Genomic DNA, 23,544 nt, shown 5'->3' on the forward strand with positions numbered 1-23,544 from the left:
CGAGTGTCGGGTCAGGATGGTCCGTACAGGGGCGGGCGATTGACCCATTCGAGCTGCCCGCCCCGTCCTCGGCCCGCTACTTCGTGCGTTTGTCGACGCGCTGTTCGGCCCGCAGCCGGAACCAGTAGAAGCCGTGGCCCGCCAGGGTCAGCAGGTACGGCCACTCGCCGATCGGCGGGAAGCGCACATCACCCGTGAGCTCCACCGGGACCCGCCCGTTGAACGACCGCAGATCGAGCTCGGTGGGCTGCGCGAAGCGCGAGAAGTTGTGCACGCACAGCACCAGGTCGTCCCCGTGCTCGCGCAGGAACGCGAGCACCGCCGGGTTCGACGACGGCAGTTCGGTGTACGAGCCGAGTCCGAAGGCCGGGTTCGCCTTGCGGACCTCGATCAGCCGACGGGTCCAGTGCAGCAGCGAGGAGGGCGAGGACATCGCGGCCTCGACGTTGGTGACCCGGTACCCGTAGACGGGATCCATGATGACCGGCAGGTTCAGCCTGCCCGGATCGCACGAGGAGAAACCGGCGTTGCGGTCCGGGGTCCACTGCATCGGCGTGCGGACGCCGTCGCGGTCGCCCAGCCAGATGTTGTCGCCCATGCCGATCTCGTCGCCGTAGTAGAGCACCGGCGAGCCGGGCAGCGACAGCAGCAGGGCCGTGAACAGCTCCATCTGCTTGCGGTCGTTGTCCAGGAGCGGCGCGAGCCGGCGCCGGATGCCGATGTTGGCCCGCATGCGCGGGTCCTTGGCGTATTCGGCGTACATGTAGTCGCGCTCTTCGTCCGTGACCATTTCGAGGGTGAGCTCGTCGTGGTTGCGCAGGAAGATGCCCCACTGGCAGCGGTCCGGGATCGCCGGGGTCTTGGCCAGGATTTCGGAGACGGGGTAGCGGGACTCGCGTCGCACCGCCATGAAGATGCGCGGCATCACGGGGAAGTGGAACGCCATGTGGCACTCGTCCCCGCCCTTCTCGAAGTCGCCGAAGTAGTCGACGACGTCCTCGGGCCACTGGTTGGCCTCGGCGAGCAGCACGGTGTCCGGGTAGTGCGCGTCGATCTCGGCGCGGACCCGCTTGAGGAGCTGGTGGGTGCGCGGGAGGTTCTCGCAGTTGGTGCCCTCCTCGGCGTACAGGTAGGGCACGGCGTCGAGGCGGAAGCCGTCGATGCCGAGGTCGAGCCAGAAGCGCAGGGCGGAGACGATCTCCTCCACCACGGCGGGGTTCTCGTAGTTGAGGTCCGGCTGGTGGGAGAAGAATCTGTGCCAGTAGTACTGCTTGCGTACGGGGTCGTACGTCCAGTTGGAGGTCTCGGTGTCGACGAAGATGATGCGGGCGTCCTGGTACTGCTTGTCGTTGTCGGCCCACATGTAGTAGTCGCCGTACGGTCCGTCCGGGTCCTTGCGCGACTGCTGGAACCACTCGTGCTGATCGCTCGTGTGGTTCATGACGAAGTCGATGATCACCCGCATGCCGCGGGTGTGCGCGGCGTCCACGAACTCCACGAAGTCGGCGAGGTCGCCGAACTCGGGCAGCACGGAGGTGTAGTCGGCGACGTCGTAACCCCCGTCGCGCAGGGGTGAGGCGAAGAACGGCGGCAGCCAGAGGCAGTCGACACCGAGCCACTGGAGGTAGTCCAGTTTGCTGGTGAGCCCCTTGAGGTCCCCGACGCCGTCGCCATTGCTGTCGTGGAAGGAGCGGACGAGGACCTCGTAGAACACCGCCCGCTTGAACCAGTCGGGATCGCGGTCCTTGGCGGGGGTGTCCTCGAAGGTGTCGTGGACGGGATCGTTGATCATCATGTGGTGGGTGACCCTCCGGTGGGCGGGGACGGTCGCAGAGCGGCCAGTACGTGCGCGGGCGTGCGGCCCGGCTCTAGGCGCACGTAGTTCGCCCTGCCCCAGTGATAGGTCTCGCCGGTGAGCTCGTCGCGCACCGCGAGGGACCCGTGCCAGTCGAGGCCGAGTACCGGCATGTCCAACGACACGGTCGCCTCCTGGGTGTGGTGCGGATCGAGGTTGACGACCACCAGTACGGAATTGGCTCCGGCGTGCTTCGAATAGGCGATCACCTGTTCGTTGTCGGTCGAGTGGAAGTGGATGTCGCGCAACTGCTGGAGCGCGGGGTTGCGGCGGCGCAGCCGGTTCAGGGCGGTGATCAGCGGGGCGATGGTGGCGCCGGTGCGGTCGGCGGCCGCCCAGTCGCGCGGCCGGAACTCGTACTTCTCGGAGTTCAGGTACTCCTCGCTGCCCTCGCGCACCGGGGTGTTCTCGCAGAGCTCGTAGCCGGCGTACACCCCCCAGGCGGGGGAGAGGGTGGCGGCCAGGACGGCCCGGACCTCGAAGGCGGGACGGCCGCCGTGCTGCAGGTACTCGTGCAGGATGTCCGGCGTGTTGACGAAGAAGTTCGGCCGCATGACCGAGGCGGAGGGGGTGTCCGCCAGCTCGGTCAGGTACTCGGTCAGCTCGGCCTTGGTATTGCGCCAGGTGAAGTACGTGTAGGACTGCTGGAAGCCGACGGCGGCCAGCGCCCGCATCATCGCGGGCCGGGTGAAGGCCTCGGCCAGGAAGATCACGTCCGGGTCCGACTTGTTGATGTCCGCGATCACCTTCTGCCAGAAGACCACCGGCTTGGTGTGCGGATTGTCGACCCGGAAGATGCGGACGCCGTGGTCCATCCAGTGCCGCAGGATCCGGCAGGTCTCCTCGACGATGCCGGCCATGTCGGTGTCGAAGTGGATCGGGTAGATGTCCTGGTACTTCTTCGGCGGGTTCTCGGCGTACGCGATCGTCCCGTCGGCCCGGTGGCGGAACCACTGCGGGTTCTTCTCCACCCACGGGTGGTCGGGGGAGCACTGCAGCGCGAAGTCCAGCGCGATCTCCATGCCCAGCTCGCGGGCCCGCCCGACGAAGGCGTCGAAGTCCTCGATGGTGCCGAGCTCCGGGTGGACCGCGTCGTGCCCGCCCTCGGTGGACCCGATGGCCCACGGCACGCCCGGGTCCCAACTTCCAGCGGAAAGAGTGTTGTTCGGACCCTTGCGGTAAGTGGACCCGATCGGGTGGATGGGCGGCAGGTACACCACGTCGAAGCCCATCGCCGCGATGGCGGGCAGCCGCTCGGCGGCGGTCCGGAAGGTCCCGCTGACCGGGGCCTCGCCCGGCTCCAGCACCGCGCCCTCGGAGCGCGGGAACATCTCGTACCAGGAGCCGAAGAGGGCCCGCTTGCGCTCCACCAGGAGCGGCAGGGGCTTGGAGGCGGTGACCAGCTCCCGGTACGGGCGCCTGGCGAACGCGGCGTCCACGGCGGGGTCGAGGGCGGCCTCGTAGCGCTCGGCGACGGGCAGGTCCTCGTCGCGCATGGTCGCGGCGGCGGCCAGGACGGCCTCGCGCCCGTCGCGCTTGGGGATCCGGGCCCCGGCCCGCTCGTAGAGCTCCGCGCCCTCCAGCAGCATCAGACCGGTGTCGATCCCCGCGGGAATCTTGATCGCGGCGTGGGCCCGCCAAGTGGCCACCGGATCGCTCCACGCCTCGACGGTGTACGTCCACCTCCCCTCGACCTCGACGGAGACCTTGGCCCCCCACCGGTCGGTGCCGGGGGCGAGTTCGCTCAGCGGCACGGGGACCCGCAGCCGCCCGCCCGGATCACGCAGGACGAGGTGGGCGGCGACGGCGTCGTGTCCTTCGCGGAACACGGTGGCCGAGATCTCGAAGACCTCGTCCACGACCGCCTTTGCGGGTCTGGCGCCGCAGTCGACGGCGGGGCGGACGTCCAGCACGGGAATGCGACCGATCATGATGGGATCACCTGGGGGCAGTTCGCAGGGCTCGGTGACAACAGGCCAGCCGTGGGCACGACTGGTAGTGCACGCTCTGTTCGCTCTGTTTCTAGCCGCTCAGTGGACGGCTGGGCTGCGGGCATGGCCGCTCCTGTCCGCGTTCACTCGGGTGGCGGGGAGAGGGTTTGTGGGCGGGTGCGCCGTGCGTGTACGAACGTGTACCCGGGGAGCCCTTCCCACTCTCACCCCGCCCAATCCGCGCGTTCGGTTAACTACTCGTACGTAGTGGCACGGCCGATACCAAGCCCCGGGTCGACATCCGCCGGGTCTCCGTCAAGTCGGCCGGAACTAGGTGGCGTAGGGGTGCACGAGGGCTGCGCCGGGAGACAATGCCGTCATGCCGAGAGGGACGAGTGACCGGTGATTCGGGGGTCTTGAACGATGCGGTCGAGGACGGCGGTCGTGGTCCGGCTGCCCGGGAGCGCGTCGCCCGTGCCGGTCGACGAGGCGCAGCGGCTGCTCGCCCGGCGGATCTCCGGCGAGAGCGGCATGGGGGCGATCGTCGGCCGGTTCCTGGAGACCCTGGGAGCGCACGGCGCCGAATGCGCGCCCAGGGAGCTGGACCGGCTGGGCCGGGTCGCGGCCGACCTGATCACCGCCTGCCTGGCCGGGCAGCACGACGGCGCGGCCGAGCCGATCGGCGGCGAGGCCAGCGGCGGCGAGCCCCCGGCCGGTCCGGACCCCCGCGCGCTCCTGGAACGGATCGACGCCTTCATCGACCACAACCTCGGCGATCCGGGCCTGACCCCGCGCTCCGTCGCCGACCGCCACCAGATCTCGGTGCGCCGGCTGCACCTGATGTTCCAAGGCCGCGGGGAGGGCGTCGCGGCCACCATCCGCCGGCGCCGGCTGGAGAACTGCCACGCCGACCTCGCCCGGCCCGGACTGCTCGACCGGCCCATCAGCACCATCGCCGCCCGCTGGGGCTTCGGCAGCGCCGCCGTCTTCAGCCGTGCCTTCCGCGAGGCGTACGGCATCAGCCCCACCGAACGGCGCGCGCGGGCCGTGGCCTGACGGGCGCTGCGCGGCCCCGCCGGGGATCCGGTCCGGCCCGGCCCGCGACCACCGGCCGGCCGGAGCGCCCGACAGGCCCGCGCGGCAGCCCGGCCGGCCACCGCTCACCGGCTCCTCCGGGCTGTCCCGTGCCGCGCCCGATGCGTCATCCGTACGGGGGACCACGCCACGGGGGGTGCGGAGGAACCGCGCGAATCGCCCCGCGCACAGCTGCCGCCTGCGACCGCCCCGGACCCGGTGGCCCGCCGCCGGGGAGATCGCGGACCGGCCGAACTCCCCGACGCCCTCCCGGAGGTGCTGCGGCCGCTTCCGGACGTGCCGCCGGAGCGGGACGGCCGTCACCGGCGGACCGGGCCCGCCGGAGGGCCCATGGCCGGAACACGCGGGCGCCGCTAGCCTTCCCGGGGTGATGCGCGGGTGCACAGCGTGGTGCGGCCGCTCCGATCCGTAATCCCCTGCGAAGGTGGAACACGTGAAGGCTATCCGTCGATTCACCGTGCGCCCCGTCCTCCCGGAACCCCTGCTGCAGCTGACCGAGCTCGCGCGCAACCTGCGCTGGTCGTGGCATTCCGAGACCCGTGAACTCTTCCAATCCGTCGACCCCGAGGGCTGGCAGGCCGCCGGCGGCGATCCCGTCCGGCTGCTCGGCGCGGTCTCCGCGACCCGGCTCGCCGAACTGGCCGCGGACCGCCGCTTCCTGCGCCGGCTCGCCGTTGCCGCGGCCGACCTCGACGACTACGTGAACGGCGGGAGGTGGTACCAGAGCCAGGAGAACGGTGCGGAACTGCCCGCCGCCATCGCCTATTTCTCCCCCGAATTCGGTATCACCGCCGCCCTGCCGCAATACTCCGGCGGCCTCGGCATCCTCGCCGGCGACCACCTGAAGGCCGCCAGCGACCTCGGCGTCCCGCTCATCGGGGTGGGCCTGCTCTACCGCCACGGCTACTTCCGCCAGTCGCTCTCCCGCGACGGCTGGCAGCAGGAGCACTATCCCGTCCTCGACCCCAACGAACTCCCGCTCGGCCTGCTCCGCCAGGACGACGGCACCCCCGCCCGCGTCTCGCTGACCCTGCCCGGCGGACGCACCCTGCAGGCCCACATCTGGCAGGCCCGCGTCGGCCGCGTCCCGCTGCTGCTCCTGGACTCCGACGTCGAGGACAACGACGCCGCGGCCCGCGAGGTGACCGACCGGCTCTACGGCGGCGGCAGCGACCACCGGCTGCTCCAGGAGATGCTGCTCGGCATCGGCGGCGTGCGCGCGGTGCGCGCGTACTGCCGGATCACCGGCCATCCCCATCCCGAGGTCTTCCACACCAACGAGGGGCACGCCGGCTTCCTCGGGCTCGAACGCATAAGGGAACTGGAGCGGGAGCAGGGCCTCGGCTTCGACGCCGCCGTCGAGGCGGTGCGCGCCGGGACCGTGTTCACCACGCACACCCCCGTCCCGGCCGGGATCGACCGCTTCGAGCGGGCCCTGGTCGCCCGGCACTTCGGGGAGGGCGGGGAACTGTCCGGCGTACCGGTCGAGCGGATCCTCGAACTGGGCGCCGAGACCTATCCCGGCGGCGACCCCGGCGTGTTCAACATGGCCGTCATGGGCCTGCGCCTGGCCCAGCGGGCCAACGGGGTGTCCACCCTGCACGGCGCGGTCAGCCGGGAGATGTTCGCCGGGCTGTGGCCCGGCTTCGACCCGGCCGACGTGCCCATCATCTCCGTGACCAACGGGGTGCACGCCCCCACCTGGGTGGCCCCCGAGGTGGTCCGGCTCGGCGCCCGCCAGATCGGCGTGGGCCGTACCGAGGACGCCCTGTCGGTCGGCGGCTCGCCCCGCTGGGACGCGGTCGCCGAGATCCCGGACCAGGACGTGTGGGACCTGCGGCGGGTGCTGCGCGAGCAACTGGTGCAGGAGGTACGGGACCGGCTGCGCGCCTCGTGGCGCCAGCGCGGGGCGGCCGCGGCCGAACTGGGCTGGGTGGACTCCGTACTCGACCCCGACGTGCTGACCATCGGCTTCGCCCGGCGCGTGCCCTCGTACAAACGGCTGACATTGATGCTGCGCGACCCGGACCGGCTGCGCAGGCTGCTGCTGGACCCGGAGCGGCCGGTGCAGATCGTGGTGGCGGGCAAGGCGCACCCGGCCGACGACGGCGGGAAGCGGCTGGTGCAGGAACTGGTCCGCTTCGCGGACGACCCGAGGGTGCGGCACCGGATCGTCTTCCTGCCCGACTACGGCATGGCCATGGCACAGAAGCTCTACCCGGGCTGCGACGTCTGGCTGAACAATCCGCTGCGGCCGCTGGAGGCGTGCGGCACGAGCGGGATGAAGGCCGCGCTCAACGGCTGCCTCAACCTGTCCGTGCTGGACGGCTGGTGGGACGAATGGTTCGAGCCGGACTTCGGCTGGGCCATCCCGACCGCCGACGGGCTCGGCGCGGACGAGGACCGGCGCGACCACCTGGAGGCGAGCGCCCTCTACGAGCTGATCGAGAACCGGGTCGCGCCGCGGTTCTACGACCGGACCGGGCACAGCGGGCTCCCGGTGCGGTGGATCGAGATGGTCCGGCGCACGCTCGTCTCGCTGGGGCCGAAGGTGCTCGCCGGGCGGATGGTCCGGGAGTACGTGGAGCGGCTGTACACGCCGGCCGCGCTCGCCCACCGGGCCCTGGACGCCGAGGCGGCCCGTGACCTCGCCTGGTGGAAGGGCCGGGCCCGGGCGTCCTGGCCGCGGGTCTCCGTCGAGCACGTGGAGACGCTGGCCGCGGCTCCTGTGGGCGGCACCGCCGAACTGGGCGCCACCCTCACCCTGCGCGTGCAGGTGGCGCTGGACGTGCTCACCCCCGAGGACGTGGAGGTCCAGGCCTTCGCGGGCCGGGTGGACCCGCAGGACGTCATCCGGGACGGGCGGAGCTTCCCGCTCAAGCCGGCCGCGGGGCCCGATCTGGAGGGCCGCTGGGTGTACGAGGGCCCGCTGGCCCTCGACCGTACGGGGCCCTTCGGCTACACGGTGCGCATCCTGCCCGCGCACCCGCTGCTGGCGACCCCGGCGGAACTGGGCCTGGTCGCGGCCCCGGTGGAGGCGGACGCGGGGGGCGGGGTGCTGCTGCGGTAGACACCGCGGCGGTACCGGTTCAGGGGGCGGGCGGCGGATCCACCAGCCGCTCGCCCTCCACGAGCATCCCGGCCCGCTTGACGCTGCGCAGGGCCGGGATCACCTCCACCTGCCCCACGCCGTCCACCGCGCCGATCCGCTCGGTCAGGTACGTGTAGAGCGCGTCGGTGTCCCGGCACACGACCACCGCCATCAGGGAGGCCGCCCCGGTCACGGCCGCCGCGAACGGCACCTCGCGGTGGCTCGCCAGTGCGGCCCCCACCTGCGCCAGCCGGGCCGGCGGGACGGTCAGCACCATCGTCGCCTCGGCCTCGTAGCCGAAGAGCGAGGGGACGAACTCCACGTCGAAGAAGAGCGCCCCGAGATCACGCAGCCGTTCCACCTTCCGGCGGGCGGTCGACTCCGACAGCCCCGTGGCGCGGGCCAGTTCCGGATACCCGGCGCGGCCGTCCCGGCCCAGCACCGCGAGCAGCGCGAACTCCGTCTCGTCCAGGGCGTACCGGCCCGGCCCGGGCGGGGGCACGGGCCGTTCCAGGGCCGCGATCTGATCCGGGCGCAGCACGTCCACGCCCGCCCACGAGTCGGGCCCGCCGAAGAACTTCCGCAGGATGGTGTGGGCGCTGATGCCGGTCACCCGGCGGGTCCGCGGCAGCTTCTCCAGCAGCAGGGTGTCCCGGTCCCGGCGGGTACGGGCCCGGGTCATGCAGTGGACCTCCGTGCCGCCCGAGTTCAGGGTCACCCACGCGATGTCCGGGCGGCGGGCGAGCGCCTCGGCCACCGGGAGCGCCGCGTCGGGGGCGCACTGCACCCGCAGCCAGGACTCGAACAGGCCGACGCGGCTGCCCTGCGGCAGCCCGACCACCCGGACCAGACCGGCGGTCCGCAGCCGCCGGTAGCGGCGTACGACGGTCTGGTCGGAGACCTCCAGCACCTCGGCGAGCCGGCTGAAGGGGGCCCGGCCGTCGATCACGAGGGCGTGCACCAGGGACCGGTCGAGTGCGTCCAGCTGCGTCGAGTTCATGGTTTCCATCATGACAGGGGTCATGGTGGCGGAAATCCGGCAGGAGCGGGCCGCTGGATGGGGGAAGCGGGCTGAGCGGTGGGACCTTGGGGTCACCGCGGACCCGCCCGCGACCCCACCCCCGCGCACACCCGAGGAGAACTCCCATGCGCAAATGGCTGCCCCTGACGGCCGTCTGCCTCGGGGCATTCATGCTCCTGGTCGACGTCACGATCGTGACCGTCGCCCTGCCCGACATGTCCGCCGACATGCACACCGGATTCGCCGGCCTCCAGTGGGTGATGGACGTCTACGCCCTCGCCCTGGCCGCCCTGCTGCTGGGAGCGGGCTCGCTCGCCGACCGGATCGGCCGCCGCCGCGTCTACCTCATCGGGCTCGGGCTCTTCGCCGCCGCCTCGCTCGCCTGCGGGCTGGCCACCGGCCCGGCCGAGCTGATCGCCTTCCGCGCCGTCCAGGGCATCGGCGGAGCCGCCATGTTCGCCACCACCATGGCCCTGCTCAGCTCGTCCTACCAGGGCCGCGACCGCGGGGTGGCCTTCGGCGTCTGGGGCGCGGTCAACGGCGCCGCCGCCGCGGCCGGGCCGATCATCGGAGGGCTGCTCACCGAGAACTTCGGCTGGCGCTGGATCTTCTTCATCAACCTGCCCGTCACCGTGCTGGCCGTGTACGTCACCCTCAAGGCGGTGGCCGAGTCCCGTGACCCGCACGCCGGGCGCCTCGACCTGCCCGGCATGGCCACCTTCACCGCGGGCGCCGCGGCCGTCACCTACGCCGTGATCCGCGTCGGCGAGAACGGCTGGGGCTCGCCCACCACCCTGGGCCTGCTCGGCGTGGGAGTGGCGGCCTTCGCCGGCTTCGTGCTCGTCGAACTGCGCAGCGGCCGCCCGATGCTGGACCTCTCGCTCTTCCGCAGCCGGACCTTCGTCGCCGTCATGGCCGCCGGACTGCTGCTGTCGGGCGCCGCGTTCTCGTACCTCATGTACGTCTCCCTCTGGCTGCAGTCCGTCGAGGGGATGAGCCCGGTCGGCGGGGGCCTGGTGCTGCTGCCGCTCAGCGCGGCCGGCTTCGTCGTCGCCGCGGTGGCCGGACGGCTGCTGCACACGGTCCCGCCCCGGCTGACCATCGGCGGCGGACTGCTGCTGATCGGCTTCGGCGCGCTGCTCCAGGCCTGGATGCTCGACGCGGGGGACGGCTGGACCGCCCTGGTACCGGGGCTGCTCGTGACCGGCGTGGGGGTGGGCGCCGCGACCCCGGCGCTGGCCGCCACCGCGATGGGGGCCGTGGCCCCGGCCCGGGCGGGCATGGCGGGCGGCGCCCTGAACACCGCGCGCCAGCTGGGCACCGCCCTCGGCATCGCCGTGCTCGGCGCGGTCTTCCACACGGGGTTGCGCTCCGGGCTCGGTGAGGGCGGCCGGGGCCTGGCGGAGACGCTGGCCTCCGGAGGCGCCGGACGGGTGCTCGGCGAAGCCCCGGCGGGCGCGGCCCGCGAGGCCCTGACGGGGCTGGTGGAGGCCGCCTTCGCGAGCGGTCTGCGCGATACGTTCCTGGTCTCGGCCGCGATGGGGCTGGCCGGTGCGGCGGCGGTCTTCCTCCTGCTCCGCGGTGGGACGCCGGCCGCCGCCGCCCCGCTCCCGCGGCCCCGCGCGCAGTCCACCCGGGCCCAGGACCCGGCGGGGGCACCGGCCGTACGGGACTGAGGCCGTAGGCAGGGAGACCGTGCGGAGGGCCGTACGGCTGGGACCTCACGGGTGAACCTTCGAACGCACAGGGCATGCCGAATCGATTCAGCAGCCTCCTCCGCTCCTACGCTGCCCGAGGATGCCACCGGACCGGTATCCGCGGAACCCGAGGAACGGACTCCCCCCATGCGTCTTCGCTCGACCGCCGCCGTGTTCGTCGGCGCTCTCGCGCTCGCCCTGCCCACCGCCGGCCCGTCAGCGGCCGACGACCACGGCGAACGCGCCCTCGGCACGCTGCACTACCAGTACCTGGACGCCGCCGGATCCGAGAGAAGAGGCCAGATCCGGCCCGCCGACAACGACACCTGCTACCTGCTGACGCGTACCTCCCGCGACGAGCCCGCCATCGAGGTGCGCAACGAGACGGAGTCGCTCGCGGTCCTCTTCGACAACCGCAGCTGCGAGGGCGAGGCCGAGAAGGTACTGAAGCCGGGGGAGAAGGCGAAGCAGGTGGAGGTCGTCTCCGTCTACTTCAAGCCGGTGGCCAAGGAGGACTCGGGGACCAGCGGAAACGGCGGGAACGGCGGGACCGGCGGGAACGGCGGGACCGGTACCTGGCCGGGCCGGGACGACCGGCCCCGGGACGACGAGGCGGACGAGGACCAGACCGACAGCGGGACCGGCGGCAACGGCGGCAACGGCACCTGGCCGGGCCGGGAGGACCGGCCGCGCGAGGACCAGAGCGACCAGAACCAGAACCAGAACCAGGACCAGAACCAGGACCAGAACCAGAACCGCGACGACGAGGAAGAGGAGGAGGACCTCCTCACCGCGATCTTCCGCGCCCTCGGCTGACCCGGGCCATGGAACAGGGCCGCCCGGGGAGGATTCCTCCCGGGCGGCCCCGTGGTCTATCTGCTCAGCTGCCGTTCACCGTGCCCCGGTGGGGTCAGAAGGTGAGCTTCCAGCTGTTGATGTAGCCGGTGTCCAGGCTGGCGGCGTCCCTGACGCGGAGCTTCCAGGTGCCGTTGGCAACCTCGGAGGAGGCGTTCACGGTGAACTGCTGGACGATGTTGTCCGCGCTGCCGCCGGTGCGGTTGCGCAGGTTGTAGACGCTGCCGTCGGGGGCGACCAGGTCGACCACCAGGTCACCGACGTAGGTGTGGACGATGTTCACGTCCACCTTGAGGGCGCTCGGGGCGTTGCCCGTGCGCGTCACGTTGATCGGGGACTCGACGGTCGCGTTGTCCGCGATCTGGTAGTCCGTGGTGTTCTCGAAGACGCTCGGCTGCGTGGTGCCGACCGTCCAGGTGAACGCCGCGGTACCGGTCTGGTTCTGCGAGTCGGTCACCGTGACGGTCACGTTGGACGTGCCCGCGGTGGAGGCCGTGCCCGAGATCAGGCCGTTGGAGGAGTTGATCGACAGGCCGGCCGGCAGGCCGGTCGCCGCGTAGCTCAGCGCACCCGGGTTCGTGCTCGTGGCCTGGACCTGCAGGCTGACGGCGCTGCCCGTGACGGTGTTCTGGTTGGCGATCGGGGTGACCGTGACGCCGTTGGAGATGCGGGATCCGACGGCGACGCCGGCCCACGCGTTGGCGACGTTGTTGTAGATCGTCGAGCCCTGGCCGTAGAGGTCGGCGGCGGCCTTCAGGGTCTGGACGCGGGCGTCGGCGTAGTTGGTGTTCGACTTGAAGTAGCCCACCGTCAGCGCGCGGAACCAGATCTTCGAGGCGGCGTCCCGGCCGATCGCGGTGACCGGCAGGCCGTCCGCGGTGGGCGAGTTGTAGCTCACGCCGTTGACGACCTTGGCGCCCGAGCCCTCGGAGGCCAGGTAGTACCAGTGGTTGGCCGGGCCCGAGGAGTAGTGGACGTCGATACCGCCGAGGCCCGAGTACCAGCTGTCCTTGGACGCGCCGTCCTTGCTCGGCTTGTCCATGTAGCGCAGCGGGGTGCCGTCGCCGTTGATGTCGATCTTCTCGCCGACCAGGTAGTCGCCGACGTCCTGCGGGTTGTTGGCGTAGAACTCGACGGCCGCCGCCATGATGTCGGAGGTCGCCTCGTTCAGACCGCCGGGCTCACCGCTGTAGGTCATGTTGCCGGTGACCGAGGTCAGACCGTGGGTCATCTCGTGCGCGGCCACGTCGGTGGAGGTGAGCGGCTTGTTGTTGCCCTCGCCGTCGCCGTACGTCATGCAGAAGCAGGAGTCGCTCCAGAACGCGTTGACGTAGGCGTTGCCGTAGTGGACCCGGCTGTACGGGGCCACGCCGTCGTTGCGCAGGCCGTTGCGGCCGTGCACGTTCTTGTAGTAGTCCCACGTGGCGGCGGCGCCGTAGTGCGCGTCCGCGCCGGCCGTCTCCAGGTTGGACGGCTGGTTGTTGCCCCAGATGTCGTCCGGGCCGGAGAACAGCGTGCCGGTGCCGGAGCCGGTGCCACGGTTGAGGTTGTACGTCTTGTGGCTGCCGCGCGCGGCGTCGGTCAGGTTCCAGGTGCTGCCCGACTGGGTGGTCCCGAGGGTCACTTGGCCGCTGTACATCGTGTTGCCGGTGCCGGTCTCGATGGCCTGCCACTCGGTGATCTTGGCGCCGGTCTTGGCGTTGGTCACCACGTGGAGCTCGTTCGGCGTGCCGTCGTGCTGGAGGCCGCCTACGACGGTCTCGAACGCGAGGACGGGCGCGCCCTCGGCCGCCCAGATCACCTTGCGGGCGTTCTTGGAGGGCTTGGCCTCCTTGGAGCCCTCGGCGCTCGCGGCGGAGACGGCCTGGCTCTCGGCGGCCGCCGGGGTGACGGTGGCGCTGGTGTCGGCGACCTTGATCTCGTGGTTCGTCGCCCTGGTCACGCTCTTGGTGACGCCGTCCTTGGCGTGGACGGTGAGGTCACCACCGAGGACCGGGAGTCCGTCGTAGGTGCGCTCGTAGGTGGTGTGCGTGGTGCCGTCCGCGTCCTGGACCACGTCGCGGACGACGAGCTTCTCGCCGCTGCCGAGGCCGAGCGCCTTGGCGGCCTGCACGGTGGTCGAGTTGGCCTCGGCCAGGAGCGTCGCACGCTCCGAGGCGCTCAGGGCGCGGTTGGCCGCGCCCGGGTTGGGCTGGGAGGCCGTGGGTGCCTGTGACGCGGTGGCGTCGGCGGTGGCGGTACCGGTCTGGATGCCGACGGCGAGCAGGGCTGCCGCCGCAACGAGAGCGCCGGCCGCGGTGGCACGCCTCTGGGGGGTGGACCTCAACGCAGACTCCTTCTGCAAGGGGGGTTCCGGATGGCTGGGTGGGCCTCCGGGCAGAGCAGGGCTGGTGCGATGAACGGTCGAAGATTGCCACTCACGACGTCAGATGTCAGGGCCGCGTCAAAAGGTTGGCCGGAAAAGGTCCGTTGTTCGAAGATACGTATCCGGTATCCGGACCATTCACCTTCGTGTGCTTCACCAGGTCGTCCGCGATGCGGAACGTCTGCTACCGGTTGCTAACACTTGCGCAACAAGAGGCTGCGTTGACCCAAACGGCATTTACCGTACGGGTGTTTGTCGTACTGTTTCCCGGTGCGGCAGATGTTCGTTGCCAGGGGAAGCGATGGGCACCCGCCACTGTCATAGACCACGTGCCAGGGGGGCCCATGAGGCATGTCCATATTCCTGCGCAAAGAGTGGCCCGAGCGGCCCGGGAGTCCCTTGCGCCCGCACGGCGCCTCGGGGACAAGGCCCGTTGGTACCGCCCGGCCGCAATCGCCGCCGACTTCCTCGGCGCCGCCATCCCGGTAGGACTCGTCTTCGACGCCGCGCAGCAGGTCCGGCCGGTCTACTGCGCCCTGGCCGCCGCCGTGGCGTGGACCGGGGTGCAGGCGCTGCGCCGCCGCTACGCGACCCGGACGCTCGGAGAATCCCGCGGAGTGCTGCCGGTCCTGCACGACTGGCTGATTCTGATCGGCGTGCTGGCCGTGGCGCGCGTGGTGACCGAAGAGGCCACCCCGCGGCTGTCCGCCCTGGGGGCCCTGCTGCCCGCTCTGCTCATCACCGTCGCCTGCCACAAGCTGACCTACCGTCACCTCTCGGCCGCCCGCCGCGAGGCACAGGCCGTCAGCCGGGTCCTGGTGGTCGGCGAGCCCGACGCGGCCGAGGACGTCATCGCGCACCTCGCCGCCCGCACCGACCACCCGTACGTCGTCGTCGGCGTGGTCCCGGTCGGTGCCGGGCAGCTCGCCAGCGGGGTGCCCGTGGCGGCGCGGCTCGACGGATGGACTCCCGAGACTCCGAACGGCGACTCCGCGGCCGTCCTCGGCGCCGTCGCCAGCCACCACGCCGACCTGGTGCTGGTGGCCCCCGGTGTACGGATCACGGGGGAGCGGCTGCGCCGGATCGCCTGGGCCCTGCACGACGCCGGGCTCGAACTCGCGGTCTTCCCCGGACTGGTGGAGGTCTCCGTCAAGCGGCTGGAGACCCTGTCCGCGGGCGGGCTCGCCGTACTGCGGGTGGCGCCGCCCGTCAGCCGCGGGATGCAGACCCTGCTCAAGTCCGCCCTGGACCGGGTCGGAGCCGCCGCCGGACTGCTGCTGCTCTCCCCGGTCCTGCTGGGGATCGTCCTCGCCATCCGCCTCGGCTCGCGCGGCCCGGCCTTCTACCGGCAGCGGCGGATCGGCCGCGACGGGGTCCCGTTCGTCATGTGGAAGTTCCGCACGATGGTCGTGGACGCCCACGCCATGAAGGCCGAGCTGTCCGGGTCCAACGAGAACGACGGCCTGATGTTCAAGATGCGCCGCGACCCCCGGGTGACCCGGGTGGGCCGGCTGCTGCGCCGCACCTCGCTGGACGAGCTGCCGCAGCTGATCAACGTACTGATCGGCGACATGTCGCTGGTCGGCCCGCGCCCGCCGCTCCCGGAGGAGGTGGCGAAGTACGACGAGGTCGAGCTGCGCCGGCTCACCGTACGGCCGGGGATGACGGGGCTGTGGCAGATCAGCGGCAGGTCCGACCTGTCCTGGGACGAAACCATCCAGCTCGACCTGCAGTACGTCGACAACTGGTCCTTCACCAGTGATGTCGACGTCATGGGCCGTACGCTCCGCGCCGTCGTAGACGGTCGCGGAGCGTACTGAGGGGCCCGGGCCGCCTGTGCGATCAGCTCTGCTCGCGCCACCACTCGTACGTGGCGGCGATGCCGTCCCGCAGCGGGATGGCGGGCTTCCAGCCGAGCGACGTCAGGCGGCTCACGTCCAGCAGCTTGCGCGGGGTCCCGTCCGGCTTGGAGGTGTCCCAGGCGAGCCGGCCGCGGAAGCCGGTCACCTCGGCGACCGTCTCGGCCAGTTCCCTGATGGTCAGGTCCTCGCCGCAGCCGATGTTGACGGGCTCGTCGCCGTCGTAGGTGTTCAGCAGCACGGCGCACGCCGCGGCCAGGTCGTCCACGTGCAGGAACTCCCGCCGCGGGGTGCCCGAACCCCACAGCGTGACCTCGTCACGGCCTTCGGCGGCGGCCTCGTGGAAGCGCCGGACGAGGGCCGGCAGGACGTGCGAGGACTCCAGGTCGAAGTTGTCGCCGGGGCCGTAGAGGTTCGTCGGCATGGCCGAGATGTACGAGGCCCCGTACTGCTTGCGGTACGACTGGACCTGGACGATGCCGGCGATCTTCGCGAGGGCGTAGGCCTCGTTGGTCGGCTCCAGCGGGCCGGTCAGCAGGGCGTCCTCGTGGATCGGCTGCGGGGCGAGCTTCGGGTAGATGCAGGACGACCCCAGGAACAGCAGCCGGCCCACGCCGGCGGCGTGCGCTCCGCCGATCACGCTGAGCTGGATCTGAAGGTTCTCCTCCAGGAACTGCACCGGGTACGTGCTGTTGGCCATGATCCCGCCGACCTTGGCGGCGGCCAGTACCACGGCGTCCGGGCGGACGTCCTTCAGGTACGCGGCGGTTGCCGCGGCATCGCGCAGGTCGAGGTCGGCGCGGCCCCGGGTGAGCACCTCATGGCCGTCGGCCGTGAGCCGGCGGGCGACCGCGGACCCCACGAGGCCGCGGTGGCCCGCGACGAAGACGCGGGCGTTCGGGGGCAGGAGCGGCAGCGAACTTGTCATACCGCCGATGATGCCAGTCCGCTCCCGCGGGGGTGGCAGGGGTCCAGGGCCCGGAACCGCGCCACCGGCGCGGCCCCGGCCGCGCCGGACCCCACGGTGAACGGCGGCCGCGGCAACCGGTCGTCGACCGGCATCCGGCGGGCCCGAGGGCGCCGGCAGTCCACCGGCGGCCGGCACCCGGCCGCCGGGCCGGCCGGGATCCCGGCCGGCTCCGGAACCGGGAGCGGCCCGGACCGCGTCCGCTCCGGGCAGGGGCGTCCGCCCCGCCGGGGCAGCCCGGGGGCGGCCGTGTACGGTAACGCAATCCGGCCCCCGGGCCGCGGCGGGGCCGTTCGGTGCGACGCCCGAAGGCCCGCTCCGCACCCACCCCGAGGCAACGCCTCACCACGACCGACAGAAACAACCAGCAAGGGGACCCCATGGGCAAGACCGCACTGATCACCGGAGTCACCGGACAGGACGGCTCGTACCTCGCCGAGCTCCTGCTCTCCAAGGGCTACACGGTGCACGGGCTCGTGCGGCGGTCCTCCAGCTTCAACACGGAGCGGGTCGACCACATCTACCAGGACCCGCAGACCGCCAACCGGTCCTTCGTCCTGCACCACGCCGACCTCTCCGACGGCGTCGCCCTCGTGAACCTGCTCCGCGACATACGCCCCGACGAGGTCTACAACCTCGGCGCGCAGTCCCACGTCCGCGTCTCCTTCGACGCCCCGCTCTACACGGGCGACGTGACCGGCCTCGGCGCGCTGCGACTGCTGGAGGCCATCCGGGCCAGCGGTGTCGACACCCGCATCTACCAGGCCTCGTCCTCCGAGATGTTCGGTTCCACCCCGCCCCCGCAGAACGAGGGCACCCCGTTCCACCCGCGCAGCCCGTACGGCGCCGCGAAGGTCTTCGCGTACTGGACCACGGTGAACTACCGCGAGGCGTACGACATGTTCGCCGTCAACGGGATCCTCTTCAACCACGAATCCCCGCGCCGCGGCGAGACCTTCGTGACCCGCAAGATCACCCGCGCGGTGGCCCGCATCAAGGCCGGTCTCCAGGACCACCTCTACCTGGGCAACCTCGACGCGGTCCGCGACTGGGGCTACGCCCCCGAGTACGTGGACGCCATGTGGCGGATGCTCCAGCAGGACGAGCCCACCGACTACGTCGTCGCCACCGGCGTGGCCGCGACCGTCCGCGAGTTCGTCGAGTCCTCCTTCTCGCACGCCGGTCTCGACTGGACCGAGCACGTGCGCTACGACGCCAAGTACGAGCGCCCGAGCGAGGTCGACGCCCTCATCGGCGACGCCTCCAAGGCCCATGACCTGCTTGGCTGGAAGCCGACGGTCCTGGTGGCCGAGCTGGCGCAGATCATGGTCGACGCCGATATCCGTCAGGTTGAGGACCAACTGGCGGGTGTGACGGTCCGCATCGACCGCTGAGGCCTTATATTTCCCCTACGGTTTGCCGTGTTCCGGCCATACTCCGCAGCTCTACGGGGGTGTGGCCGGGGTAAACCTGCCGTATGTCCCTTGTGCACCCTCCATGCTGAACCTGTTGATTCCAAGTTGGTATGCAATGGGTCAAGAGAGGTGACCGGGCCTTCAACTGAGCCCTAGTCTGCGCCAGTACATATGGCTGTTCGGATAGTTCCAGCCATCAAACCGGGCAATTGCCCTGGGGGGCTCATGCGTAGATCCAGAGGGCTGACTGCCGCCCTCGTACTGTCACTGGCCGGTGCGGGCACCGGCATAGGCCTGGTGCTGATGCCTGAGGCGTCCGCCATCACGGCGCCAGTGGCATTCACCGCCGACGAGCTGCCGACCTGGCAGACGAACGGCGTCGTCTGGGCGATGGCCCAGGCCAACGGCACCGTCTTCGCGGGCGGTACCTTCTCGGCCGTCCGTCCGCCCGAGGGCGTGGCCGGCGCGGAGCAGAACGCCGTGAACTTCGTGGCGCTCGACGCCGCGACCGGCAATCCCACCTCCTGCAAGCTGGCCTTCACCATCGGAGACGGCACGGCGACCGTCCGGACGCTGGTCGTCTCGAAGGACAAGAAGACCCTCTACGCGGGCGGCAACTTCGGCGCGGTCAACGGGACCCCGGTCTCCAGCCTCGCCGCGATCGACATCGCGAGCTGCACCCCCAAGGCATCGTTCCACCCGAGCTTCCCCGCCACCGTGCGCGCGCTCGCCGTCACCGACGACACCCTGTACGCGGGTGGCGACTTCGGCACGGTCGAGGGCCAGACCCGCGAGCGGTTCGCCGCCGTGGACGCCTCCTCCGGTGCGCTGAAGCCCTTCGTCGCCAACGTCGACGAGCCGGGCCGCGCCGTCGAGGTCACCCCCGACGGCAAGAACGTGCTCCTCGGCGGCGACTTCTTCACCGTCAACGGCTCCAACAGCCACGCCCTCGCCGTGGTCAACGCCACCACGGGTGCGGTCACCAAGACGTACAACAACATCCCGTCGAACTCGGTCGTCAAGGACATCTCCACCGACGACACCGGCTTCTACACGGGTCACGAGGGCTCCGGCGGCGGCGTCTTCGACGGCCGCATCGGCCTGCGCCTGAGCGACTTCACCGAGAAGTGGCGCGACCGCTGCCTCGGCGCGACCCAGTTCGTCCTGCCGTACGAGGGAGTGCTCTACAGCTCCTCGCACGGGCACGACTGCTCCACCGAGCTGGAGTTCCCCGACGGCAAGCGGAACTTCCTGCTGGCCCAGCCGACCAACCACGAAGGCGCCGCCCCCGCGCCCGTGGACGGCTTCGTGCGCGGTCCCGGCAAGCTCGGCTGGCACCCCACGGCCAACGACGGCATGGACGGCACCGAGGGCATCGGCCCGCGCGTCATGGCCGTGGCCGAGAAGAACGACGTCAAGTACATGTGGGTCGGCGGTGAGTTCACCCTCATCAACGGCAAGCCGCAGTGGGGCCTGACCCGCTTCGCCTCCAAGGGCGACGTCGGCGCACCGACCACCCCGGTGGCCAGCGCCTCCAGCGTCAAGCCCGGTGAGGTCCAGGTCCGCTGGCGCACCAGCTACGACGCGGACGACAGCAAGCTGACGTACCGCATCTACCGCAACGGCTCCGCCACCCCGGCCGCCACCGTCACCGCCAGCTCACTGGAGTGGGAGCGCCCCCAGGCCTCCTGGAACGACACCACGGTCAAGGCCGGCCAGAGCTACACCTACCGGGTGACCGCGACCGACGCCGCCGGCAACACCAGCGCCCTGTCGGCCGTCGCCTCGGTGACCGTCCCGACCTCGGTCCAGTCCTACCCGAACCAGGTCCGCACCGACGGCGCCGACCTGTACTGGCGCTACGACGACTCGGTCAGCCCCTACGTCGCCGACTCCTCGGTGTCCGGCAACCGCAGCGGCATCCAGCTCAACACCCCCGCCCTGAAGCAGTCGCCCGGCGCCGTCCCCGGCAGCACGGCGATGGGCTTCAACGGCACCAGCCAGCAGGTGTACAGCGACCGCCGTCAGACGGTCGGCAACACGTTCACCATCGAGACCTGGTTCAAGACGAACACCACGCGCGGCGGCAAGCTCATCGGCTTCGGCAACAACCAGGCGCGCAACAGCGGATCGTACGACCGCCAGCTGTACATGACCAACACCGGTCGCCTCGTCTTCGGCGTCTACAACGGCTCGACCCGGACCGTCTCCACGGGCCTGTTCGAGACGTACAACGACAACCAGTGGCACCACGTGGTCGGCACCCAGGGCCCCGGCGGCATCACGCTGTACGTCGACGGCCAGAACAAGGGCTCGCTGAACGTCACGAGCAACACCACCTACGCGGGCTACTGGCACGTCGGCGGCGACAACCTCAACAACTGGCCGACCCGTCCGACGAGCAACTTCTTCGCGGGTCAGCTCGACGAGACGGCCGTCTACCCGTCGGCGCTCACCCAGGCCCAGGTCAAGAGCCACTTCGACCTCGCCAAGGCGCCCACCGACACGGTCTCCGCGGTCAAGACGACCGAGGACACCTACGTCAACCAGGGCGCGCCGAGCACCGCCTACGGCACGTCCACCTCGCTGGCGGTCCGCGGCAGCGGCTCCCTGTACGAGACGTACATGCGCTTCAACCTGCCGGCCGCCCCGGCCGGCCAGGTCCTGAAGTCCGCCTCGCTGCAGATCAAGACCAGCACGCAGGCGAACTCCGGCACCACCGACACCATCAAGGTGGTTCCGGTGACCGGTAACTGGACCGGCGCGGGCACGACCTTCAACACCAAGCCCACCCTCGGCACCACCCCGCTCGGCACCCTCGCGGGCGTGGCGGAGGGCTCCGCGGTCCACAACGTGGAGCTGGACACCGCCGCGGTCTCCGCGGCGCTGGGCACCAGCTACGGCCTGGGCCTGACGAGCACGGGCACCGACCCGCTGTGGATCTGGTCCGCCGAGGCCACGGCTGCGGAGGGCACTCCGCAGCTGGTCCTCACCTTCGGCGCGAAGTAAGCGACGAAAACCGAAACAACCGCCTGACGGCGTGCGGGGTCCGGCCCTCTGTGGCCGGGCCCCGCTGCACACCCCCTTGAGTACGGGAGCCTTCCGATGTACCGACGCTCCGCAGCGGCTGCTGTCCTGCTGGCCGCCGCCCTGACGCTGACCGCCTGCAGTTCGGGCGGGGACAAGGCCGACTCCGGCGCCAAGCCGAAGCCCCCGGCCTCGTCGTCGGCCCCCGACCCGGCGGATGCTCCGCAGCCGTCGACCGACCCGAACGCCAAGCCGACCGGCCCGGTCCTGCCGGACGCGAAGATCACCCCGAAGACGGGCAGCTTCACGGCCGAGGAGAAGAAGTACCTGAGCGGGCGGGTCCCCGACAAGGTGGACCCGGCGTCCGTGCTGCAGGGCGGCCAGGACGCCTGCCAGCGGGTGCAGCGCACCGCGAAGCACGACAAGGACGCGGCGACCGGAGCCGTCATCACCGGTGAGATCCCGGGCGCCAAGGACGCGATCACCCTCCTGTGCCCGGACCAGAAGCCGATCCTCGCCGCGGCGGAGAAGGGCTTCCCCGAAGGCCCCCGGACCTCGCCCGCGGCGGGCAGCTACCGGGCGCTGACCCAGGCCACGAACTGCACCTGGGAGGCCAAGGGCAAGGACGGCGCCACCCTCGCCTCGGGCCCCGAGAACCCGCCCAAGGCGGGCGACAAGATCACGGCGACGATCCCGGCCGGGACGGCGGAGTTCACCTCCTCCGGCTGCTACGCCTGGATCCCCGCGTAACCGACCGACAACGCCCCCGAGGACCGGACTCCCGGCCCCCGGGGGCGTTTTCGTACCCGGAACCCGGGTACCCGCGCGGTCACAGTCCCGACAGCGGAAGGCGGACCCATGGGCATCGGCGGATGCATCGTCCTGATCGTGGTGGGGGCCGTCCTCACCTTCGCCAGCGACTGGGAGCTGGAGAGCGTGAACCTCGACCTGGTCGGCCTGATCATGATGGCGGTCGGCGGCATCGGCCTCGCGGTCTACACGAGCATCTACAAACGCCGCCGGACCACGGGCGCGATCCCGGTGGTGGACGACCACCGCCGGGACGTCATCTGACGCCGCGGAGGCGTTTGTGAGTTCTGGCTAAGGGGCGAGTGAGATGTTGCCGACGGCCGTGGACCATTCGATGCCGGAGGCGGGCCGGATGTAGGCGAGTCGGACCCAGCGCTCCTGACCCTCGTGATCGAGTACGCTCTCGCACACGACGGCCATCAACCGGCCCCTTCCCTTGGACGCGATGTCTTCCACGACATGCCCGATCCACGGGTGGTGCTCATGCCCGAACGAGCCGCCCCCGGTCATCGCTCCTCCTGCTGGTCGCCGTGGTGGGCGGCCGCTGCCGCGAGGAAGCGGGTCCAACCGCGTGCGGCGATGGCGAGCAGGCGAAGGCTCGGGCCCGGCGGGGGTTCGGGAAGCACCGCCTTGCGGCGCCTGCCCGTGCGTGTCTGACTCATGGTTCGGACTCCAGGAGAGTGCGGAGCCGGAGGGTGTCCGGACACCCAGCAGGAAACCGCACTGGGTAGTGGACATATCACGGTCTGTGTGGACGTTCGGGGACGTCCAGAGCTACCGTTGAAACGTCCCGGCGTCCCACGGGGAAGGCCCCTCATGGCGAACGAGCGTCTGCGCGCCTCGATCTCGGCGAACTCCGCCACCATCGAGTCGGTTGCCGCGCAGGTCGGGGTGGACCCCAAGACGGTGGAGCGCTGGATTACGACCGATCGGACTCCGCACCGCACGCATCGTTGGAAGACCGCCACCTTCCTCGGCGTGGACGAGGTGTATCTCTGGCCGTCGATCGCCCGGCAGGCAGAGACGGCGAGTGCTTCCGAGCTGGTGAGGTACTACCCGCACCGAGGTGTCGTGCCCGTCGAACTGTGGTCATCCCTGATCGACAACGCCGTGAGCCACGTCGAGGTCCTCGTCTACGCCGGTCTGTTCCTCTTCGACGGACATCCAGAACTGGCCGAACGGCTCTCCCGCAAGGCGCGGGCGGGCGCCCAGGTGCGCATCCTGCTGGGGAACCCGGCCTCTGAGGTGCTCCGGCAGCGAGGCGAGGAGGAGGGCATCGGCGCGGACCTCGCCGCCCGTGCGCGCATGACACGGCGCTACCTCGAACCCGCCATGGCGACACCGGGGGTGGAGGTCCGGCTGCACGAGACCATCCTCTACAACTCCCTGTACCGCTTCGACGACGACGTACTCGTCAACCCTCATGTGCTGGGGGCTCCCGCGGGCCAGAATCCGGTCCTGCACTTTCGCTACATCCCGGGCGGCCGGAGCTTCAGGCACTACATGAGGAGTTTCGACTACGCCTGGGATCGCGGTACTTCGGCCTAGGGTGGCGG

General features: G+C 71.1%; 17 protein-coding genes. 10 read left to right on the forward strand and 7 right to left on the reverse strand.

Going from position 1 to position 23,544, the window contains the following annotated elements; all coding sequences use genetic code 11:
- Positions 1-76: 76 nt before the first annotated feature.
- A complete protein-coding gene (treS, locus tag ACXNSR_RS26770) occupies positions 77-1,795 on the reverse strand; it encodes a maltose alpha-D-glucosyltransferase (protein ID WP_458637963.1) in 1,719 nt (572 codons plus the stop codon).
- Positions 1,792-3,786: an alpha-1,4-glucan--maltose-1-phosphate maltosyltransferase gene (locus tag ACXNSR_RS26775; protein WP_458637964.1), complete on the reverse strand. Its 1,995-nt coding sequence runs from the start codon at positions 3,784-3,786 to the stop codon at positions 1,792-1,794. The genes treS and ACXNSR_RS26775 overlap by 4 nt, the downstream gene beginning before the upstream one ends.
- A 423-nt stretch (positions 3,787-4,209) precedes the next feature.
- Between ACXNSR_RS26775 and ACXNSR_RS26780 the strand changes: the two genes are divergently transcribed.
- Together ACXNSR_RS26780 and glgP are read left to right on the forward strand one after the other, a co-directional pair.
- Positions 4,210-4,842 (forward strand): helix-turn-helix domain-containing protein, encoded by a 633-nt coding sequence (locus tag ACXNSR_RS26780; RefSeq protein WP_458637965.1) that lies wholly within the window; start codon positions 4,210-4,212, stop codon positions 4,840-4,842.
- 472 nt (positions 4,843-5,314) lie between these two features.
- Complete coding sequence (gene glgP / locus ACXNSR_RS26785; protein ID WP_458637966.1) at positions 5,315-7,951, forward strand: alpha-glucan family phosphorylase; 2,637 nt, start codon at positions 5,315-5,317, stop codon at positions 7,949-7,951.
- 19 nt (positions 7,952-7,970) lie between these two features.
- Here the strand turns inward: glgP and ACXNSR_RS26790 are convergent, their stop codons facing one another.
- Complete coding sequence (locus ACXNSR_RS26790; RefSeq protein ID WP_458637967.1) at positions 7,971-8,972, reverse strand: Lrp/AsnC family transcriptional regulator; 1,002 nt, start codon at positions 8,970-8,972, stop codon at positions 7,971-7,973.
- A gap of 146 nt (positions 8,973-9,118) precedes the next feature.
- Between ACXNSR_RS26790 and ACXNSR_RS26795 the strand changes: the two genes are divergently transcribed.
- Together ACXNSR_RS26795 and ACXNSR_RS26800 are read left to right on the forward strand one after the other, a co-directional pair.
- A complete protein-coding gene (locus ACXNSR_RS26795) occupies positions 9,119-10,669 on the forward strand; it encodes an MFS transporter (protein WP_458637968.1) in 1,551 nt (516 codons plus the stop codon).
- Between the two features lie 168 nt (positions 10,670-10,837).
- Positions 10,838-11,506: a hypothetical protein gene (locus ACXNSR_RS26800; RefSeq protein ID WP_458637969.1), complete on the forward strand. Its 669-nt coding sequence runs from the start codon at positions 10,838-10,840 to the stop codon at positions 11,504-11,506.
- A 94-nt stretch (positions 11,507-11,600) separates the two neighbouring features.
- Here the strand turns inward: ACXNSR_RS26800 and ACXNSR_RS26805 are convergent, their stop codons facing one another.
- The gene (locus ACXNSR_RS26805) at positions 11,601-13,871 is read right to left on the reverse strand and encodes a M4 family metallopeptidase (RefSeq protein ID WP_458637970.1); all 2,271 of its coding nucleotides are present in this window, start codon (positions 13,869-13,871) and stop codon (positions 11,601-11,603) included.
- Positions 13,872-14,254: 383 nt separating this feature from the next.
- Here ACXNSR_RS26805 and ACXNSR_RS26810 point away from each other — a divergent pair, with 383 nt between their 5' ends.
- Positions 14,255-15,730, forward strand: coding sequence for a sugar transferase (locus tag ACXNSR_RS26810; RefSeq protein WP_458637971.1), 1,476 nt, complete (start codon positions 14,255-14,257; stop codon positions 15,728-15,730).
- A 22-nt stretch (positions 15,731-15,752) separates the two neighbouring features.
- Here ACXNSR_RS26810 and ACXNSR_RS26815 read toward each other — a convergent pair whose 3' ends face one another.
- Positions 15,753-16,697 (reverse strand): GDP-L-fucose synthase family protein, encoded by a 945-nt coding sequence (locus ACXNSR_RS26815; protein WP_458637972.1) that lies wholly within the window; start codon positions 16,695-16,697, stop codon positions 15,753-15,755.
- A gap of 419 nt (positions 16,698-17,116) precedes the next feature.
- Here ACXNSR_RS26815 and gmd point away from each other — a divergent pair, with 419 nt between their 5' ends.
- The 4 genes from gmd to ACXNSR_RS26835 all read left to right on the forward strand — a co-directional run bounded on the left by gmd (position 17,117) and on the right by ACXNSR_RS26835 (position 22,252).
- Positions 17,117-18,130 carry a GDP-mannose 4,6-dehydratase gene (gene gmd, locus ACXNSR_RS26820; protein ID WP_458637973.1) on the forward strand — a complete coding sequence of 338 codons (1,014 nt, stop codon included), beginning with the start codon at positions 17,117-17,119 and terminating at the stop codon, positions 18,128-18,130.
- 246 nt (positions 18,131-18,376) lie between these two features.
- Positions 18,377-21,160 (forward strand): CBM96 family carbohydrate-binding protein, encoded by a 2,784-nt coding sequence (locus tag ACXNSR_RS26825; protein ID WP_458637974.1) that lies wholly within the window; start codon positions 18,377-18,379, stop codon positions 21,158-21,160.
- A 96-nt stretch (positions 21,161-21,256) separates the two neighbouring features.
- Positions 21,257-21,928 (forward strand): hypothetical protein, encoded by a 672-nt coding sequence (locus ACXNSR_RS26830; RefSeq protein WP_458637975.1) that lies wholly within the window; start codon positions 21,257-21,259, stop codon positions 21,926-21,928.
- A gap of 108 nt (positions 21,929-22,036) precedes the next feature.
- Positions 22,037-22,252, forward strand: a complete 216-nt coding sequence (locus tag ACXNSR_RS26835; RefSeq protein ID WP_458637976.1) for a DUF6458 family protein — start codon at positions 22,037-22,039, stop codon at positions 22,250-22,252.
- A gap of 27 nt (positions 22,253-22,279) precedes the next feature.
- Here the strand turns inward: ACXNSR_RS26835 and ACXNSR_RS26840 are convergent, their stop codons facing one another.
- Together ACXNSR_RS26840 and ACXNSR_RS26845 are read right to left on the reverse strand one after the other, a co-directional pair.
- Complete coding sequence (locus ACXNSR_RS26840) at positions 22,280-22,444, reverse strand: hypothetical protein (RefSeq protein WP_458637977.1); 165 nt, start codon at positions 22,442-22,444, stop codon at positions 22,280-22,282.
- A 50-nt stretch (positions 22,445-22,494) separates the two neighbouring features.
- On the reverse strand, positions 22,495-22,650 hold the full coding sequence (locus ACXNSR_RS26845; RefSeq protein WP_458637978.1) for a hypothetical protein: 156 nt from the start codon (positions 22,648-22,650) through the stop codon (positions 22,495-22,497).
- A gap of 154 nt (positions 22,651-22,804) precedes the next feature.
- Between ACXNSR_RS26845 and ACXNSR_RS26850 the strand changes: the two genes are divergently transcribed.
- Complete coding sequence (locus ACXNSR_RS26850) at positions 22,805-23,536, forward strand: DUF5919 domain-containing protein (protein ID WP_458637979.1); 732 nt, start codon at positions 22,805-22,807, stop codon at positions 23,534-23,536.
- Positions 23,537-23,544 lie beyond the last annotated feature (8 nt).

It is taken from the genome of Streptomyces sp. NC-S4 (genome assembly GCF_054353315.1).

Bases quoted from the DNA above. Each gene is read 5' to 3' on its own strand.
- ACXNSR_RS26780 (WP_458637965.1), top strand. From the start codon at position 4,210: ATGCGGTCGAGGACGGCGGTCGTGGTCCGGCTGCCCGGGAGCGCGTCG.
- ACXNSR_RS26845 (WP_458637978.1), bottom strand. From the start codon at position 22,650: ATGAGTCAGACACGCACGGGCAGGCGCCGCAAGGCGGTGCTTCCCGAA.
- ACXNSR_RS26825 (WP_458637974.1), top strand. From the start codon at position 18,377: ATGCGTAGATCCAGAGGGCTGACTGCCGCCCTCGTACTGTCACTGGCC.
- ACXNSR_RS26830 (WP_458637975.1), top strand. From the start codon at position 21,257: ATGTACCGACGCTCCGCAGCGGCTGCTGTCCTGCTGGCCGCCGCCCTG.
- gmd (WP_458637973.1), top strand. From the start codon at position 17,117: ATGGGCAAGACCGCACTGATCACCGGAGTCACCGGACAGGACGGCTCG.
- ACXNSR_RS26850 (WP_458637979.1), top strand. From the start codon at position 22,805: ATGGCGAACGAGCGTCTGCGCGCCTCGATCTCGGCGAACTCCGCCACC.
- ACXNSR_RS26815 (WP_458637972.1), bottom strand. From the start codon at position 16,697: ATGACAAGTTCGCTGCCGCTCCTGCCCCCGAACGCCCGCGTCTTCGTC.
- ACXNSR_RS26775 (WP_458637964.1), bottom strand. From the start codon at position 3,786: ATGATCGGTCGCATTCCCGTGCTGGACGTCCGCCCCGCCGTCGACTGC.
- treS (WP_458637963.1), bottom strand. From the start codon at position 1,795: ATGATGATCAACGATCCCGTCCACGACACCTTCGAGGACACCCCCGCC.
- ACXNSR_RS26795 (WP_458637968.1), top strand. From the start codon at position 9,119: ATGCGCAAATGGCTGCCCCTGACGGCCGTCTGCCTCGGGGCATTCATG.
- ACXNSR_RS26800 (WP_458637969.1), top strand. From the start codon at position 10,838: ATGCGTCTTCGCTCGACCGCCGCCGTGTTCGTCGGCGCTCTCGCGCTC.
- ACXNSR_RS26810 (WP_458637971.1), top strand. From the start codon at position 14,255: ATGAGGCATGTCCATATTCCTGCGCAAAGAGTGGCCCGAGCGGCCCGG.
- ACXNSR_RS26835 (WP_458637976.1), top strand. From the start codon at position 22,037: ATGGGCATCGGCGGATGCATCGTCCTGATCGTGGTGGGGGCCGTCCTC.
- ACXNSR_RS26790 (WP_458637967.1), bottom strand. From the start codon at position 8,972: ATGAACTCGACGCAGCTGGACGCACTCGACCGGTCCCTGGTGCACGCC.